Source organism: Alteromonas sp. ABH4_453 (genome assembly GCF_056160665.1).
This window is the reverse complement of the sequence record NZ_JBSWXP010000001.1, coordinates 123,266-139,857: the sequence shown is the minus strand read 5'-3', so window position 1 is coordinate 139,857 and position 16,592 is coordinate 123,266. Positions and strand designations below refer to the sequence as shown.

The following is a 16,592-nucleotide window of genomic DNA, read 5'->3' as shown; positions in this document are numbered from 1 at the left end:
TTAAAAAGGGGTTTTTTAGTGAATTTGGATGCTTATGATAAAAAGATCATTAAGGAGTTATCCTCCGATGGCCGAATGTCCGTAAGTGAATTAGCGGATCGGATAGGGCTTTCAAAAACACCGTGTCAGAATCGACTAAAGCGACTTATAGAAAACGAATACATATTAGGTTTTAAAGCGATTGTTAATCATGCAAAGCTGGATATGGAAATGGTAGCGTTCACAGAAGTCACTATGTCAGATACAAAAGAGTCAGCGCTTGCAGCTTTCAATACAGCAGTCAGCAAAATACCTGAGATAGAGCAATGTCATTTAATAGCGGGAACATTCGATTACCTCCTTAAAATACGAACTAGAAACATGAATCAATACCGTAAAATATTAGCGGAAACTGTTTCTGTTCTTCCGTTCATAGAGTCGACGTCAACTTATGTTTCTATGCAACCTATCAAAGAGCAAGGGTAAATAAACTTGGTATTACCTTTAAGAAAGCGAGCATTGACGGCAGAGCAACGGCAACATAGAGCAACGAAAGATCAATGCCCCTGCGTTAGGGATACACGGTGATGTGCAGCGCATGGTTCATTCAAATAGTAGTGCTGCGACAGCCAAAGCAGTTCCAAGAGTAAAACATCAGGTTCTGCGCGGGTTACTCCATCAAATAGATACCGTGCAATAACATTGGATAGCAGACAGTATTCTTGCTCATATTCACTTGAATGCAAACAAATAGCGCTTATGTGGTTGGGGCCAAAATGAAACGAAAGCCTTGATGTACAAAAGCGATTACCGGCATCAATAATACCTGACTAGTTTACTGGGTCTTATACTTGACCATTTTAGTCGGGTATGTGAAAATTCCCGCACTACAAACGGCGGGAGAATCCAATGAAACTCACTTCTAAAGGGCGCTATGCGGTTACCGCAATGCTTGATGTCGCTTTGCATTCAAAGCGTGGTCCAGTGCCTCTTGCCGACATTTCAGAACGACAAGAAATTTCTTTATCTTACCTAGAACAGCTTTTTTCTCGACTGCGTAAAGAGCAATTAGTAGACAGTGTTCGTGGGCCTGGCGGCGGCTACTTATTAGGCCGTGAAGCTAGCAAAATCGCCATAGGCGAAGTTATTCGCGCCGTCGACGAGTCTATTGATGCGACACGTTGCCAAGGACAAGCAGACTGTCAAGGCGGTGATCGCTGTCTCACGCATAGCTTGTGGCAAGACCTAAGTGATCGCATTGCGGCGTTTCTAAATTCAATAACGCTGGGCGAGTTAATGGCAAAGCGTGATGTTCAAGAAGTAGCCGACCGTCAAGACGGAAACGCATCACTTCGTAATATCACAAAAGATATCGAAGTTAGTATTCAACTTTAAATTGGTATTGAGTAACGAATGGCTTTATCAACACCCATTTATTTAGATTACGCAGCAACAACACCGGTAGACCCAAGTGTGGCCGAGGCAATGGCGAAATGCCTAACGCTGGATGGCAACTTTGGTAATCCAGCGTCTCGTAGCTATCGCTTTGGCTGGATGGCAGAAGAAGCGGTTGATGTTGCTAGAAATCAAATCAGCGACGCGATTAATTGCGACCCTAGAGAAATTGTTTTTACTTCGGGGGCCACTGAATCGAACAATCTTGCTATAAAAGGCGTCGCCCAAGGTTATGCCAATAAAGGTAAACATATCATTACCGTTAACACCGAACATAAAGCGGTGTTAGATACCTGTGAGTACTTACAAAGCCAGGGCTTTGAGGTTACCTATCTTGAAGTATCACCAAACGGTTTAATTGATTTAAATGCGCTTGAAAACGCGTTGCGCGACGACACTATTTTGGTGTCGGTGATGCATGTGAACAATGAACTTGGCGTTATCCAAGACATTCAAGCTATTGGCCAGCTTTGTCGTGACAAAGGCGTTCTTTTTCATGTTGATGGTGCGCAAAGTGTTGGCAAAATTGCCATAGATTTAGCTGAGCTTCCGGTAGATTTGCTGTCTATTTCGGCGCATAAGATTTACGGCCCGAAAGGTATGGGGGCGCTATATGTGCGTCGCCGTCCCAAAATCAATCTGGTGGCACAAATTCATGGCGGTGGTCACGAGCGCGGTATGCGGTCGGGTACACTAGCCACTCACCAAATTGTTGGGATGGGTGAAGCTATCGCGCTGGCTTCCTCAAAAATGGAAGAGGACAGTGCGCGCATATTAGCGCTGCGTGAATCGCTGTGGCAGGGCCTTCAACAGCTCGACGATGTCTATTTAAACGGCCACGCTACACAACGTATCTCGGGCATTCTGAATGTGAGTTTTGCGGGTGTAGACGGCGAAAGCTTGATGATGGGCTTAAATGATATTGCCGTATCTTCAGGGTCGGCATGTACGTCAGCGAGTTTAGAGCCTTCTTATGTTCTAAAAGCCATTGGCCGCAGTAATGAGCTGGCTCATGCAGGTATACGCTTTAGCGTAGGTCGCTTTACGACCCAAGAAGACATTGATTACGTAGTAAAAAAAGTAGTGGATGTAACAACGCGACTGCGCCAAGCGGTTTCAGCATAAACGCCTATACCGTCGTTGAGCACCCGTTTTTGTAGTAGGCAAAGCGTAGTTAGTGTTAGCGCATTCTCGTTTATTTTCGTGAATGTGGAAGAAAATTAATGCGCGTTTGAAGGAAATTGACCTTTAAGCAGCGTTTAAAACGCGTAAGTGGCCATAAATTAATGGCTGAATATTTGAGTGAAATAGTCGGGTATTATATACTACGGCACCAAAATTTTAGGCTGTCCGCAATATAACTGGCAGTTTCGACAATGCTGTTGGGGAATTACCCAAATAAATTAAGTTGTTGAAGTTGAAAGTCTATATAAATTACCAAGACCGTGGGGTGATTTATTTGCCAGTTAAATAGAAAGGTTAGTGGCAGCAAATGCAGGCAAACAAGTGAGATCCCAACATGAGTGAACAGATCGAACAGGCGTTAGAAAGAAAGTACGATGCGGGTTTCTATTCAGAAATCGAATCGGAAACGTTTGAAAGCGGCCTGGACGAGTCGGTTATCCGCCGCATATCAGCAATGAAAAACGAGCCTGAATGGATGCTTGAATGGCGTTTGAAGTCTTATCATGCATGGCTAGAAATGGAAGAGCCAGATTGGGCGCATGTCGACTATCCGAAAATCGATTATCAGGCCATTTCTTACTACTCGGCACCAAAGAGTATGAAAGATAAGCCTAAGTCGCTAGATGAGGTTGACCCTGAGCTACTTCGCACCTATGAAAAGCTGGGCATTCCACTGCACGAGCAGGAAATGCTGGCAGGCGTTGCGGTAGATGCGGTATTCGACTCGGTATCGGTTGTTACTACGTTCCGCGATAAGCTTGAAGAAGCGGGTGTGATCTTTTGCCCAATTTCTGAAGCGCTTCAGAAGTATCCAGACCTTGTAAAGAAATACATTGGTTCGGTAGTGCCGCGCACAGATAACTACTTTGCTGCGCTTAACAGCGCTGTATTTACTGACGGTTCATTCGTTTATATTCCAAAAGGCACACGTTGCCCAATGGAGCTTTCTACTTATTTCCGTATTAACGAAATGAACACTGGTCAGTTCGAGCGTACCTTGATTGTTGCTGATGAAGGCAGCTATGTAAGCTACCTTGAAGGTTGTACCGCTCCACAGCGCGATGAAAACCAGCTGCATGCGGCCGTGGTTGAGCTGGTGGCAATGGACGATGCGCAAATTAAATACTCAACGGTACAGAACTGGTACCCAGGTGACGAGAACGGTAAAGGCGGTATCTACAACTTCGTGACAAAACGTGGTGTAGCGCATACTAATGCCAAAATCTCGTGGACGCAGGTTGAAACGGGCTCTGCGGTTACGTGGAAGTACCCAAGCTGTGTACTAAAAGGCGACAACAGTGTAGGTGAATTCTACTCAGTAGCGCTAACGCGCGGTCGCCAGCAGGCTGATACCGGTACTAAGATGATCCACGTGGGTAAAAATACCAAGTCGACCATCATCTCTAAAGGTATCTCAGCGGGTAATAGCAATAACGCCTACCGCGGACTGGTTCAAATGGGCCCTCGCGCAGACGGAGCACGTAACTTCACCGAGTGTGACTCGCTACTTATCGGCGACAAATGTGGCGCGCACACATTCCCGTATATCGAAAGCCGCAACCCTTCAGCCATTGTTGAGCACGAAGCAACAACATCGAAGGTGAGCGACGAACAATTATTCCTGTGTCAGCAACGTGGCTTAGACACAGAAAAGGCCGTTTCTATGATTGTTAACGGTTTCTGTAAAGAAGTATTCAAAGAGCTGCCAATGGAATTTGCCGTAGAAGCCGGCAAGCTGCTCGAAATTAGTCTTGAAGGTTCAGTGGGGTAATCAATGCTTAGTATCAAGAATTTACATGCCAGCGTGGAAGAGAAGAACATCATTAAAGGTCTTAACCTTGAAGTTAAACCTGGTGAAGTACACGCTATCATGGGCCCCAACGGTGCCGGTAAAAGTACACTAGGCTACGTCCTATCTGGTCGTGATGGTTACGAAGTTAGCGAAGGCGAAGCCACGCTTAACGGTAAAGACCTATTAGAGCTTGAAGTAGAAGAGCGTGCCCGTGAAGGCCTTTTCCTTGCGTTCCAATACCCAGTTGAAATTCCTGGTGTAAGCAATATGGAATTCATGAAAGAGTCGGTTAACGCTATGCGCGAACAGCGCGGCGAAGCGCCGTTAACTGCTGCTGAGTTTTTAAAGAAAGCAAAAGAAGCATGCAAGCAGGTACAGCTTCCATTGGATTTCTTGAAGCGCGGTGTAAATGAAGGTTTCTCTGGTGGTGAGAAGAAGCGTAACGAAATCATGCAAATGATTTTGCTAGAGCCAAAGCTTTGTATTCTAGATGAATCAGACTCTGGCCTTGACGTTGACGCACTTCAGGTTGTTGCCGATGGCGTTAACAGCCAGCGCGATGGTGAGCGTAGCTTCATCGTTGTTACCCACTACCAGCGTCTTTTAGACTACATCAAGCCTGACTTTGTTCACATTCTTGCCGACGGCAAAATCGTGAAAAGCGGCGACGCGTCACTAGCGCTAGAAGTAGAGAAGAGCGGATACGCATTCCTAGGTAAAGCGTACGAGGAGGCTGAAGCATGAGTCAATGGCTAGAACAGGTCATTGATGCGGCGCAAATCTCCGATTACTTAGCGCCCGTGCGTCAGCAGGCCTTAGAAAAGTTAAAAGCTGATGGTTGGCCAGCCCGTAGAAACGAGAGCTGGCGATTTACGCCGCTAACGCCACTTGAGAAGCGTGAAGCTAATCAAGCGGTTCAGGCAGACAGTTTACCGGTACCCGCTATCGATAACCTAAATGCTATCGACCTAGTATTTGTAGACGGTGTATTGGTCACGCAGGTTAATACGCTAAATGTGCCAGCGGGCATGAGCATCACGTCGCTTAATAATGATGATACTGCCACGCAGCAAGCGATCAGCAGTGTTTACGGTCAGGTTAAACCAACCCGTCATATGTTTGGCCTAGTTAACGATGCGCTGTGCCAACACGGTATATTTATTAATGTTGAAGCAGGCGCGAAAATCGACACGCCAGTGCGCATTGTGAACATGGCGTCGCAAAATGTTGATGCCCATACGCGTGTGGTGGTGAAGGTCGCTGAAGGCGCAAGTGCCACGGTTATCGAGCAAGGTTTTGGTGATACTGAAAGCTTAACCACCGCATTTGCTGAATATGATTTGGCGGATGATGCTCACCTAGAGCACTATCGTTTTGCTATGTTTACTGGCAAAGCAAAGCAGCTAGGCGGCAGCCACTTTAAGCTACATAACCGCACTACGCTTAACAGCACGATGGTGGGCTATGGAAGTGAGCTTTCGCGTTTAGATGTCGATATTCATCACGCCGGCGAATTTGCCGATGCGAAAATGAACGCTATTTACCTTCTGGCAGAAGGCGAGCTTTTCGACCTTCACTCTACCATTGAGCACGCTATGCCAAATGGTACAACAGAAGAAAACGCGCGCGGTATTGTTGGCGATAAGGCTCGTGCGGTATTTAATGGTCGTATTCACATTCATCGCGATGCGCAAAAGACATTGGCTGAGCTTAATAATCGCAATCTATTGCTATCTCGCCGCGGCGTCATCAACACCAAGCCTGAGCTTGAGATTTATGCTGATGACGTAAAATGTGCGCACGGTGCAACGGTTGCTGAAATTGAAGAAGAAGCACTGTACTACATGCTTACTCGTGGTGTTTCACGTAGTAAAGCCCTGGTTATGTTGAACTTCGGTTTTATCCAAGAGCTAATTAACGATGTGCCGAACGTAGCAGTACGTGAGTGGCTTGCGCCTATCTTAAGCGAGCGTTTCGCCCAGATGGAGGTGAAATGAGCTTAGACGTTGCAGCACTTCGTGCCCAGTTTCCTATTTTATCGAAAACGGTAGACGGCAAACCGCTGGTATACCTCGATAACGCGGCAACAACGCAAAAACCTCAGGAGGTGATCGACGCCTTGGTCGATTTTTACACGGGTACGAATGCCAACGTGCACCGTGGCGCGCATCAATTATCAGATGAAGCCACGCGCCGCTACGAAAATGCACGTACCAGCGTTGCTACTTTTATTAATGCGAGTGCTCGTGAAGAAGTCATCTGGACTGCCGGTACCACCGAAGCTATTAATATTGTCGCTAATGGATTAAGTCAGCTACTTGCTGAAGGCGATGAAGTGATGGTTACCGAGTTGGAGCACCACGCAAACTTGGTTACCTGGCAGCAAGCGTGTCGCCGCTCTGGTGCAACACTGAATGTCGTACCTATTTTCGACAGTGGCGAGTTAGACGTAGACGCTTTCGATAGACTGCTGTCTGAAAATACTAAGCTAGTGGCGTTTCCTCATGTTTCGAATGCATTAGGAACGGTTAACCCAATTAAACTGCTTACTGAAAAAGCAAAAGCGGTTGGCGCATGGGTGCTGGTTGATGGTGCACAAGGCATTGCTCACGGCGGTGTTGACGTACAAGACATTGGCTGTGATTTTTATGCGTTTTCAGGCCACAAGCTATTCGGTCCAACAGGCATTGGCTGTCTGTGGGGCAAAAAAGAGGTGCTAGAAACCTGGCCTGTTTGGCAGGTAGGCGGCGAGATGATTAAAGATGTGACCTACCATGAAGCCACATGGGGTGCATTGCCAAATCGTTTAGAAGCCGGTACGCCAAACATCGCAGGTGCCATTGGTATGGGCGCTGCGGTAGATTGGTTTAGTGCCCTTGATGTACAAGCATTACACGAGCACGAGCAGAAGCTACTTGCTTATGCCACAGAGCAGGCCGAAGCGTTTGACGGTATGCGGATAATCGGTACTGCACCTAACAAGGTAGGCGTGCTGAGCTTTCTACTTGAAGGCGCGCACCCAGCGGACGTAGGCTTTATTCTGGATAGACAAGGTGTTGCAATCCGTACCGGTGATAACTGTGCACAGCCGCTAATGAAGCGCTTTGGTATTCCGGGTACTGCTCGTGCATCGTTCTCAATTTATAACACGCTTGAAGAAGTGGACAGCTTATTTGCTGCACTTAAAAAAGCAAAAATGATGTTGGCCTAAGGAGGCATTATGAGTGTTGAAACTTTCGTACCCAGTACAAAGCTCATTACGCTAACTGACAGTGCCGTTAAGCATTTCGAAAGTAAGCTTAAAGACAAACCTGGTCAGTTAATTCGTTTATCAACAAAAGTCAGCGGCTGTACGGGTTATGCTTACGTGCTGGATTTTGCTGATAGTGCGCAGGCGGGTGATGAGATAGTGGAAATCTCTCCTATTGTGAATGTGGCAGTGGCTGCAGATGCCACAGACCTTTTGCGTAACACCGAAATTGATTACGTTACAGAAGGTGTGAACGGCGTCATTAAATACAACAACCCGAACGTGGTTGATGAGTGCGGATGCGGTGAAAGCTTTAACGTAGGCTAAGCGCCGCGATGAAGACCATCAACAGTAGAACAAAGAGTACTAAGTAGTTTATGAAGCAAAAAATGGTGACCACCGAGCGCGATTGTAAAGCGCGCTTAGTTCCAGCGGGTAATCCTACCGTGATCCCTGAAGGCGAGTTTGTGAATATCACCCAAGAACTCGGTGGTAACTATACGGTAACGTGGCGCGGCAACATGTACCGCATCGACGGTACTGATGCAGGTGCTATTGGCCGTAAAGCGATGACATTAAGCTTTGACGCGCCAGAAGATGGTAACATTAGCGAACAGCAGGTGTGGGACGCGTTAGAAACTATTTATGACCCCGAAATTCCAATTAACCTTGTATCGCTCGGCCTTATCTATAAGGTAGATATTGATCAAGCATCTGGTGCCGTGAATATCGATATGACGCTTACAGCACCGGGCTGTGGCATGGGCCCAGTATTGGTGGGTGATGTTGAATACCGCGTTGCCATGGTTCCTCATGCTAAGAACGTCAACGTAGAGCTTGTATTCGACCCGGCATGGTCCCGTGATATGATGAGTGAAGAAGCACAGCTTGAAGCAGGTCTGTTCTTCTAGTCATCCACGCAGTGAAATTACATCACACAACTTTTTAAACAAATTAAGCGGAAATAGTAATGCAACTACCTAGCAGTGACGAAATTATTGATGATTTAGCGTTCTTCGACGATTGGGAACAGCGTTATCAGTACATCATTGATTTAGGGAAATCTATTCCGGGCTTGCCTGAAGATGCTAAAACTCCCGAGCGTTTGGTTAAAGGGTGTCAGAGCAGTGTTTGGCTGGTGGAGTCTTACGACGGCAATAAAATAAACTTTGACGTGGACAGCGATGCAGTTATCGTTCAAGGCCTTCTTGCGTTAGTTCTTGCCGCTTATAATGATAAGACGCCAACAGATATTTTAGCGTTTGATATTGATGGATATTTTGAAGCACTAGACCTAGAGCGTCATATAACGCCAACTCGCGGTAATGGCTTACGCGCCATCGTGGGTAAAATTCAAGAATTAGCAAAAGCCAACGCTTAACTTTTTTAGCGTTGGTTTCTTTACACCGTTTTAGGGTTTCACGGAAAAGGCAGTGGTGCAGATAGAGTAGCCGATAACCAGTTCTGCGCAAAATAATCTGTACATTGTCATCATATTGTCATCGCCGACAAGCTACCCTTTCGCTATATTTGCACTCAAAAACAGTACTTTATATTTGATTTTATAAAGGCTCTGGTCAAGCTGCTATTTATTGCCTATAATTCGCGGCCAAAATTTTTAAAGATACATACACTATTTGTTTGGAGAGAGAACATGGCTCTTGAGCGTACTTTTTCGATTATCAAGCCTGATGCGGTAGCTAAAAACGTAATCGGTGCAATTTACAACCGTTTCGAATCTGCAGGTCTTCGCATCGTGGCATCTAAGATGATCCACATGAGCAAAGAGCAAGCAGAAGGCTTCTATGCAGAACACAAAGAGCGTCCTTTCTTCGGCGCACTTGTAGACTTCATGACGTCTGGTCCTGTTATGGTTCAAGTACTAGAAGGCGAAAACGCAGTTCTAGCTAACCGTGAAATCATGGGCGCAACTAACCCAGCTGATGCAGCTGCAGGTACACTACGTTCAGACTACGCTGCGTCAATCGACGAAAACGCAGTTCACGGTTCTGACGCACCTGAGTCAGCAGCACGTGAAATTGCTTACTTCTTCTCTGAAGAAGAAATCTGCCCACGTACTCGCTAAGATTACGTATGTAGAAAAAACGGGGCCATAAGGGCCCCGTTTTTGTTTCTGAGCACGTTTTATGCTGCTTTGCTCGGCGCTCATTTAGGCAAGCTAAACCACGCTTCTCGCGTATTGCCAAACTTAACGTTTCTCTGCGTTAAATCGGCTTTTTCTCAAATCTCATCTGTGGTAAAATCCGCGCAAATTTTAATCAGCGCTTTTCTTTTTCTTAAATGTCGCTCAAGGCATAACCGAATCGCTGGTTTATACACCATATTCAGCAGTCAGAGGGGCATCCCTCGAAGGTAAAAGGGTCATCTTATTCATGGCAAAAACTAACTTATTAAACTTAAATCGCGAAGGCTTGCGCAATTTCTTCAAAGAAATGGGCGAGAAACCGTTTCGTGCCGATCAGGTGATGAAATGGATTTACCAGCACGGTATCAGCGATTTCGAGGAAATGAGTAACCTCAATAAAAACCTTCGCGCGATGCTCATTGAAAATTGCGAAATTAAAGCGCCTGAAATTGCATACTTTCAAGAAGCGAGCGACGGCACTATTAAGTTTGCACTTACCCTTGAAGGTGGTCAGGAAGTTGAATCTGTTTGGATCCCAGAAACTGACCGCGCAACGCTTTGCGTGTCATCACAGGTAGGTTGCGCCCTAGAGTGTACTTTCTGTTCAACGGCGCAACAGGGGTTCAACCGTAATCTAAGCGTGAGTGAAATTATTGGTCAGGTATGGCGTGTAGCAACTTTCCTTGGTCTCTCAAAAGACTCAAGCAAACGCCCTATCACTAATGTAGTAATGATGGGGATGGGTGAGCCACTGCTTAACCTTAAAAACGTTGTACCAGCCATGGATATTATGCTGGACGATTTCGGTTTCGGCCTGTCTAAACGCCGCGTTACGCTAAGTACATCTGGTGTTGTGCCTGCGCTAGATATGTTGGGTGACCAAATAGACGTAGCGTTAGCTATTTCATTACACGCACCCACCGATGAGTTGCGCAACGAGATCGTGCCTATCAATAAGAAGTACAATATCGAAGCCTTCTTAGCAGGCGTACGTCGTTATCTGGCCAAATCTAAAGCGAACCAAGGCCGCGTAACGGTAGAATACGTTATGCTTTCAAATATCAATGACAGTACAGAACAAGCGCACCAGTTGGCTAAGGTATTGAAAGACACCCCTAGTAAAATAAACTTAATACCATTCAACCCTTACCCGGGTTCGCCTTATACATGTTCAAGCAATTCACGTATTGATAGATTCGCAAAAGTGCTTATGGAATATGGTTTTACAACCGTTGTGCGTAAAACGCGAGGTGATGATATTGACGCAGCATGTGGTCAATTAGTAGGCGACGTAGTAGACAGAACGAAAAGAATGTTAAAAAAACAGGTGAAGGGCGAAGCAATTTCAGTAAAAATGGCCCAATAATCATCAAGATATTAGGGTAAGACTATGGCTACTGGATTGCGAACTTCACTTAAAATTGGCGTGTTAAGTGCGATTATTTTTACTTCTGGCTGTGTCAGCAATAGTCAGTCAGAGATCTACAGCGGTGACTTCGATCACGAAGAAGCCGCCAAAACACGTATGTCCCTTGGTCTTACCTATCTGCAAAATAACAATTACACCCAAGCTAAAAAGAACCTTGATAAGGCGCTTGCGTTCAACCCACGTTCTGCAGATGTGCAATACGCGATGGCGTATTATTATCAACTGGTTGGAGATAATCTTCGAGCAGAAGAGTACTACGAAACTGCTATCGACCTAGCGCCGAACAATGGCGATATCGCCAATAGTTACGGGGCGTTTAAGTGCCAAAACGGCGAGTACGAAAAAGCCAAAGCCTACTTCTTTGATGCCATAAATAATCGTCTCTACGCAAACGCGGCGCAAACATATGAAAACTTAGCGTTGTGCGCGCAAAGTCAAGGTAAGCTAGATGAAGCAATCGACTATTTTCAAGACGCACTAAAACATCAGCCTGCCCGGGGCAAAAGCCTGTTCTTACTCAGTGAACTTTACACGGTTTCAGAGCAATGGGAACTCGCTGAGTCTACGTTACGAAAATACGAACGTGTTGCCAAAGTTACGCCTGACTCTTTGTGGTTAGCGTATGAAATAGCGAAGGGCAAAGGTGATGTAGAAAAGGCGACGGGATATGGCGAAATGATGGTATCTTTGTTTCCCGAAAGCGAGCTAACAAGAAGCTATATAGCTAAGCGTGATAGCATGCAAAGCAGAGTGGTTAAAACGGTCAAATCCTCTTTCTCTGAGCAGACGTCGAAACAATCTATAAGTGAACAAAGCGAACCATTGTCAGCTCAGCAAGAATTGAGCAATGGGGAAGCTCAATCAACGTCATCCGATAAAGGCATTACAGAAGAGCAGAGCGCAGCCCCTGACGACGAACAAACTACGACTGCGCAAGCAAGAGCTGATGATAAAAAGCTAAATGCTGAATTATCTGCGCAAAGTGATAAATTCCATGTAGTAAAAGAAGGTGAAAACTTATATCGTATTTCTCTATTGTACAATATCAGAATGACGACACTGCAAGAGTGGAATAACCTAGAAAATACTGGCGCTATTATTGCTGGTCAGACGCTTTGGTTAGTACCACCGAGTATGCAGGAGGAATAAGGTTTAATGGTGTCAGAAGAAAACGCGAATCAAGAAGTTACTTCGCAACAACAAGAAAACACGCCAAGTCCAGGGGCAATGCTTAAAGCGCGCCGTGAAACGCTAGGTTTGTCTCAACAAGATATTGCCGACAAATTATTTTTAAAGGTTAAACAAATCAATGAGTTAGAAAGTGATGTGATAGATGCTAACTCATCGGTTACCTTTACAAAAGGATATGTGAGAAATTATGCCAAACAATTGGGTATGAATTCTCATGAGGTTATTGAAGCATTTGAACGCTTTCATAATCAAACATCTGTACCTTCATCTGACAAGCTGCAAAGCTTTTCAAAACGTGTCGCAAAACAGACACACGATGACCGTTGGATGATGGTTACTTACGTAATCTTACTTCTCATCATTGCTGGTGTAGTGGTGTGGTGGTACCAACAGCCAAGTGACGATGCTGTTTCTGAGCTGCCATTAAATGACGCCGTCAAGAGAGAAGCCGCTAATACACCTATCCCGTCATCGAACACAGGCACAGAGAATGCGCCTACAGATGCTTCTTCATCGCAAGGTGTTGCTGCCGAGAGCGGTAAGCTAGATACTAGGCTAAGTAGCAGTACGAGTTCAGAATCCAGCGGCGCGTTTAGTGCACAAGACAGTGGTTTTACCCAAGATGGTAGTTTGGACGATGGCGCAATCTCTGCGCCAAATACAGACGTCAACGATAGTAATAACCTTACTGCGCTTGTTGACGATAATAGTAGTATGGAACCCGAACCCAATGACAATCTAATTAGTCAGTCTGACGCAGCACCAATTGCTATGGTATTCACTTTCGATGATGACTGTTGGGTGAATATAAAAGATGCGTCAGGTGAAGCGATTGCCTATGGGGTTAAACAAAAAGGGCGTGTGATGGAAATTCAAGGCGTTCCTCCTGTTGAAGTTACGCTCGGTGCACCGGATAATGTGCGCATATCAGTTAACGGTGACGCTGTTGATATCTCTTCATATCAAAATGGTAAAACAGCTCGCTTCGTACTTCCTCTATAGGTAATTAGATGTTTGCAGAAAGCCCTATTAAACGCAGAAAGTCTACGCGTATTAATGTAGGTAACGTTCCCATTGGTGATGGTGCGCCCATTGCCGTCCAGTCAATGACAAATACTCGCACTACAGATGTTGCGGCGACTGTCGACCAAATAAACCGTATTGTTGCAGTGGGTGGTGAGATAGTTCGAGTATCTGTTCCCACCATGGAAGCGGCAGAAGCGTTTAAAGAAATTAAAAAGCAAGTTAGTGTGCCACTTGTTGCAGACATTCACTTTGACTACCGAATTGCATTGAAGGTTGCTGAATATGGCGTGGATTGCCTGCGTATTAATCCAGGTAATATCGGCAACATGGAGCGTGTACGCTCTGTGGTTGATTGTGCAAAAGATAAAAATATTCCAATCCGCATTGGTGTAAACGGTGGTTCGTTAGAAAAAGATTTACAAGAGAAGTACGGAGAGCCCACGCCAGAAGCGCTGGTTGAATCCGCAATGCGCCATGTAGACATTCTCGACAAGCTTAATTTCGACCAGTTTAAAGTAAGTGTTAAAGCATCTGATGTTTTTCTTGCTGTTGGTGCATACCGCTTGCTTGCAAAAGAAATCGACCAGCCGCTTCACCTTGGTATCACTGAAGCAGGTGGCCAACGTGCTGGTGCGGTTAAAAGTGCCGTAGGTCTTGGTATGCTTCTATCTGAAGGTATAGGCGATACGCTTCGTGTTTCACTAGCTGCCGACCCAGTAGAAGAAATTAAAGTAGGCTTTGATATCTTGAAGTCACTGCGCATTCGTTCGCGCGGTATAAACTTTATCGCTTGCCCAAGTTGCTCTCGACAAGAATTCGACGTTATTGGTACGGTTAACGCATTAGAACAGCGTTTAGAAGATATCCTTACTCCAATGGATGTGTCTATTATCGGGTGTGTGGTTAATGGCCCCGGCGAAGCAGAAGTGTCTGATTTAGGCCTAACTGGCGCACGCAACATGAGCGGCCTATATGAAGACGGTAAGCGCGTTAAAGAACGTCTTCCTAATGACGATCTTGTGGATAAGCTTGAAGCTAAAATTCGCGCCAAGGCATCGCGTATGAGTGAACAAAATAAAATTCAGGTATCAGTCAAAGACTAAGGCATTTTTTGTTCATTGTTGTTTACTCCCAAAGCCCCTATAATGCGGGGCTTTTCACTATTTAGCAGTATGAGAATTTCACGTGGCTAAGACTATTCAGGCAATTCGAGGCATGAATGACTGCCTACCGGAGATTTCCGGTACATGGCAGAAGGTAGAATCTGTACTTCGTCAGGTTGTGGCGAGTTATGGTTACCAAGAAATACGTACTCCCATCGTTGAAAGCACCGACTTGTTCAAACGTTCTATCGGTGAAGTTACCGATATCGTTGAAAAAGAAATGTATACTTTCGAAGATAGAAATGGCGACAGCTTAACGCTGCGTCCAGAAGGTACGGCAAGTTGCGTGCGCGCAGGAAACGAGCACGGTTTATTGTACAACCAGCAGCAACGCCTTTGGTACATGGGGCCAATGTTCCGTCATGAACGTCCACAAAAAGGGCGTTATCGCCAGTTCCATCAGTTTGGTGTAGAGACCTACGGTATGGATGGCCCAGATATCGACTTGGAAGTTATTCTTCTTAGTGCACGCTTTTGGAAAGCCTTTGGTATTCAGCAACACGTAAAACTTCAAATCAATACCTTAGGTTCAAATGAAGCTCGCGCTGCATATCGCGATACGCTGGTTGAATTCTTAAAACAGCGTTCAGATCAGCTAGACGAAGATTCACTGCGTCGACTTGAAACGAATCCACTTCGCGTACTCGATTCAAAGAACCCTGATGTTCAAGCTGCTATCGCCGATGCGCCAGCGCTAATCGACCACCTAGATGAAGAATCTAAAGCACACTTTGATACTCTGTGTTCGCGCTTAACCCAAGCAGGCATCGAGTTCGAAATAAACCCTCGTCTAGTACGTGGGTTAGATTACTACAACCGTACAGTGTTTGAATGGGTTACCGACAGCCTAGGTGCACAAGGTACAGTATGTGCTGGCGGTCGTTACGATGGCTTAGTTGAGCAGTTAGGCGGCAAAGCCACACCTGCGGTAGGTTTTGCTATGGGCATTGAACGTTTGGTACTGTTGCTAACCACGTTAACCGAAGAAGGTCAGGACTCGAGCTTTGCGGATGTTTACGTAACGGCGATGGGTGAAGAGGCACAGTCTTACGCTATTGAAGTAGCAGAACATCTTCGAAATACGCTTCCTGATACACGCATAATGATGCACTGTGGCGGCGGCAACTTTAAAAAACAACTAAAGCGTGCAGATAAAACAGGTGCACGTTTAGCGCTGCTTTTAGGTAATGACGAAATGCAGTCTCGCGAAGTAGGTGTTAAGCCACTACGCGATGATCAAGAACAAGTTACAGTCAGCTTCGATACCTTATCAGATAAGGTTGCAGAGATGCTGAGTGCAAAATAAATAGAGGACATCATGGAACAGTTCGCAACAGAAGAACAACAAGTAGAAGCGATTAAGCGTTTTTGGAAAGAGCATGGTACGGCTATTATCGTAGGTGCCGCACTAGGCCTAGGTGGCCTATGGGGCTGGAGAGCGTATTCTGAAGCGCAAATTGAAAATAAAGAAGCTGCATCGGTTGCGTATCAAAATGCGGTAGAAACATTTGGTACTGAAGGAAGTGACGCAAAAGTTAAGGCCTTCATCGAAGAAAATAAAGATAGTGGTTATGCTAGCATTGCCAGTCTTCTTGCGGCTAAGCAAGCGGTAGATGCCGGTGATTTGGACGCCGCAGCTTCTCACCTAAATAGCGTTGTTACCTTTGCTGAAAACGATGAAATGAAGGTGCTAGCGTCGCTTCGTTTATCTCGGGTGCAAATTGAAATGAACCAGCTTGATGCGGCGTTGTCTACGCTTAGCAATGTTACTAACGACGCATTTGCAGCAGAGGTTTCTGAACTAAAAGGCGACGTGTATCAAAAACAAGGCAAGTTTGACGATGCTCGGTTAGCTTATTCAAATGCGTTAGAAAAAAATGCCAACAATCCGCTTTTACAAATGAAGTTAGATAACCTGTCGGTATCTGCTGCGCAATAAGCGAAAGCCCCAGGGCTGGTATAAATAATAAAGAGGT

Annotated in this window: 17 protein-coding genes; all 17 read left to right on the top strand. The window is 45.6% G+C overall.

From position 1 onward, the window contains the following. The first annotated feature begins 18 nt into the window (after window positions 1-18). Window positions 19-465 carry an Lrp/AsnC family transcriptional regulator gene (locus tag ACXAGV_RS00645; protein ID WP_236547194.1) on the top strand — a complete coding sequence of 149 codons (447 nt, stop codon included), beginning with the start codon at window positions 19-21 and terminating at the stop codon, window positions 463-465. A 423-nt stretch (window positions 466-888) separates the two neighbouring features. After that, window positions 889-1,374, top strand: coding sequence for a Fe-S cluster assembly transcriptional regulator IscR (gene iscR / locus ACXAGV_RS00640; RefSeq protein ID WP_474807082.1), 486 nt, complete (start codon window positions 889-891; stop codon window positions 1,372-1,374). An 18-nt stretch (window positions 1,375-1,392) separates the two neighbouring features. After that, on the top strand, window positions 1,393-2,559 hold the full coding sequence (locus ACXAGV_RS00635; protein WP_474870957.1) for an IscS subfamily cysteine desulfurase: 1,167 nt from the start codon (window positions 1,393-1,395) through the stop codon (window positions 2,557-2,559). 394 nt (window positions 2,560-2,953) lie between these two features. Further along, complete coding sequence (gene sufB / locus ACXAGV_RS00630) at window positions 2,954-4,390, top strand: Fe-S cluster assembly protein SufB (protein ID WP_014979832.1); 1,437 nt, start codon at window positions 2,954-2,956, stop codon at window positions 4,388-4,390. A gap of 3 nt (window positions 4,391-4,393) precedes the next feature. Continuing rightward, window positions 4,394-5,155 carry a Fe-S cluster assembly ATPase SufC gene (sufC, locus tag ACXAGV_RS00625; RefSeq protein ID WP_014979831.1) on the top strand — a complete coding sequence of 254 codons (762 nt, stop codon included), beginning with the start codon at window positions 4,394-4,396 and terminating at the stop codon, window positions 5,153-5,155. Further along, the gene (gene sufD / locus ACXAGV_RS00620; RefSeq protein ID WP_474870955.1) at window positions 5,152-6,408 is read left to right on the top strand and encodes a Fe-S cluster assembly protein SufD; all 1,257 of its coding nucleotides are present in this window, start codon (window positions 5,152-5,154) and stop codon (window positions 6,406-6,408) included. Before sufC ends, sufD begins: the two co-directional genes overlap by 4 nt. Then, window positions 6,405-7,622, top strand: a complete 1,218-nt coding sequence (locus ACXAGV_RS00615) for an aminotransferase class V-fold PLP-dependent enzyme (protein WP_474870953.1) — start codon at window positions 6,405-6,407, stop codon at window positions 7,620-7,622. Before sufD ends, ACXAGV_RS00615 begins: the two co-directional genes overlap by 4 nt. A 9-nt stretch (window positions 7,623-7,631) precedes the next feature. Further along, window positions 7,632-7,988 (top strand): HesB/IscA family protein, encoded by a 357-nt coding sequence (locus ACXAGV_RS00610; protein WP_120961366.1) that lies wholly within the window; start codon window positions 7,632-7,634, stop codon window positions 7,986-7,988. A 50-nt stretch (window positions 7,989-8,038) separates the two neighbouring features. Further along, on the top strand, window positions 8,039-8,572 hold the full coding sequence (sufT, locus tag ACXAGV_RS00605; RefSeq protein WP_474870952.1) for a putative Fe-S cluster assembly protein SufT: 534 nt from the start codon (window positions 8,039-8,041) through the stop codon (window positions 8,570-8,572). A gap of 59 nt (window positions 8,573-8,631) precedes the next feature. Next, window positions 8,632-9,042: a SufE family protein gene (locus ACXAGV_RS00600; RefSeq protein ID WP_014950170.1), complete on the top strand. Its 411-nt coding sequence runs from the start codon at window positions 8,632-8,634 to the stop codon at window positions 9,040-9,042. 273 nt (window positions 9,043-9,315) lie between these two features. Next, window positions 9,316-9,747: a nucleoside-diphosphate kinase gene (gene ndk / locus ACXAGV_RS00595; protein ID WP_012519000.1), complete on the top strand. Its 432-nt coding sequence runs from the start codon at window positions 9,316-9,318 to the stop codon at window positions 9,745-9,747. A gap of 307 nt (window positions 9,748-10,054) precedes the next feature. Further along, complete coding sequence (gene rlmN / locus ACXAGV_RS00590; RefSeq protein ID WP_014977032.1) at window positions 10,055-11,173, top strand: dual-specificity RNA methyltransferase RlmN; 1,119 nt, start codon at window positions 10,055-10,057, stop codon at window positions 11,171-11,173. 24 nt (window positions 11,174-11,197) lie between these two features. Continuing rightward, window positions 11,198-12,385, top strand: a complete 1,188-nt coding sequence (gene pilW / locus ACXAGV_RS00585) for a type IV pilus biogenesis/stability protein PilW (protein ID WP_474870950.1) — start codon at window positions 11,198-11,200, stop codon at window positions 12,383-12,385. Between the two features lie 6 nt (window positions 12,386-12,391). Beyond that, window positions 12,392-13,429 carry a RodZ domain-containing protein gene (locus tag ACXAGV_RS00580; RefSeq protein WP_474870948.1) on the top strand — a complete coding sequence of 346 codons (1,038 nt, stop codon included), beginning with the start codon at window positions 12,392-12,394 and terminating at the stop codon, window positions 13,427-13,429. An 8-nt stretch (window positions 13,430-13,437) separates the two neighbouring features. Beyond that, on the top strand, window positions 13,438-14,556 hold the full coding sequence (gene ispG / locus ACXAGV_RS00575) for a flavodoxin-dependent (E)-4-hydroxy-3-methylbut-2-enyl-diphosphate synthase (RefSeq protein ID WP_474870946.1): 1,119 nt from the start codon (window positions 13,438-13,440) through the stop codon (window positions 14,554-14,556). Window positions 14,557-14,638: 82 nt separating this feature from the next. Next, window positions 14,639-15,922 carry a histidine--tRNA ligase gene (hisS, locus tag ACXAGV_RS00570; protein ID WP_474870944.1) on the top strand — a complete coding sequence of 428 codons (1,284 nt, stop codon included), beginning with the start codon at window positions 14,639-14,641 and terminating at the stop codon, window positions 15,920-15,922. A 12-nt stretch (window positions 15,923-15,934) separates the two neighbouring features. Continuing rightward, entirely contained in the window at window positions 15,935-16,555 is a 621-nt protein-coding gene (locus tag ACXAGV_RS00565; protein ID WP_474870942.1) for a YfgM family protein, read from the top strand. Window positions 16,556-16,592 lie beyond the last annotated feature (37 nt).

What these genes read in the sequence shown, in the direction of transcription:
- rlmN (WP_014977032.1), top strand. Translation starts at nt 10,055, where the DNA reads ATGGCAAAAACTAACTTATTAAACTTAAATCGCGAAGGCTTGCGCAAT.
- ACXAGV_RS00600 (WP_014950170.1), top strand. Translation starts at nt 8,632, where the DNA reads ATGCAACTACCTAGCAGTGACGAAATTATTGATGATTTAGCGTTCTTC.
- sufD (WP_474870955.1), top strand. Translation starts at nt 5,152, where the DNA reads ATGAGTCAATGGCTAGAACAGGTCATTGATGCGGCGCAAATCTCCGAT.
- ndk (WP_012519000.1), top strand. Translation starts at nt 9,316, where the DNA reads ATGGCTCTTGAGCGTACTTTTTCGATTATCAAGCCTGATGCGGTAGCT.
- sufB (WP_014979832.1), top strand. Translation starts at nt 2,954, where the DNA reads ATGAGTGAACAGATCGAACAGGCGTTAGAAAGAAAGTACGATGCGGGT.
- ACXAGV_RS00610 (WP_120961366.1), top strand. Translation starts at nt 7,632, where the DNA reads ATGAGTGTTGAAACTTTCGTACCCAGTACAAAGCTCATTACGCTAACT.
- ACXAGV_RS00635 (WP_474870957.1), top strand. Translation starts at nt 1,393, where the DNA reads ATGGCTTTATCAACACCCATTTATTTAGATTACGCAGCAACAACACCG.
- ACXAGV_RS00615 (WP_474870953.1), top strand. Translation starts at nt 6,405, where the DNA reads ATGAGCTTAGACGTTGCAGCACTTCGTGCCCAGTTTCCTATTTTATCG.
- iscR (WP_474807082.1), top strand. Translation starts at nt 889, where the DNA reads ATGAAACTCACTTCTAAAGGGCGCTATGCGGTTACCGCAATGCTTGAT.
- ACXAGV_RS00580 (WP_474870948.1), top strand. Translation starts at nt 12,392, where the DNA reads ATGGTGTCAGAAGAAAACGCGAATCAAGAAGTTACTTCGCAACAACAA.
- ispG (WP_474870946.1), top strand. Translation starts at nt 13,438, where the DNA reads ATGTTTGCAGAAAGCCCTATTAAACGCAGAAAGTCTACGCGTATTAAT.
- ACXAGV_RS00565 (WP_474870942.1), top strand. Translation starts at nt 15,935, where the DNA reads ATGGAACAGTTCGCAACAGAAGAACAACAAGTAGAAGCGATTAAGCGT.
- sufC (WP_014979831.1), top strand. Translation starts at nt 4,394, where the DNA reads ATGCTTAGTATCAAGAATTTACATGCCAGCGTGGAAGAGAAGAACATC.
- sufT (WP_474870952.1), top strand. Translation starts at nt 8,039, where the DNA reads ATGAAGCAAAAAATGGTGACCACCGAGCGCGATTGTAAAGCGCGCTTA.
- pilW (WP_474870950.1), top strand. Translation starts at nt 11,198, where the DNA reads ATGGCTACTGGATTGCGAACTTCACTTAAAATTGGCGTGTTAAGTGCG.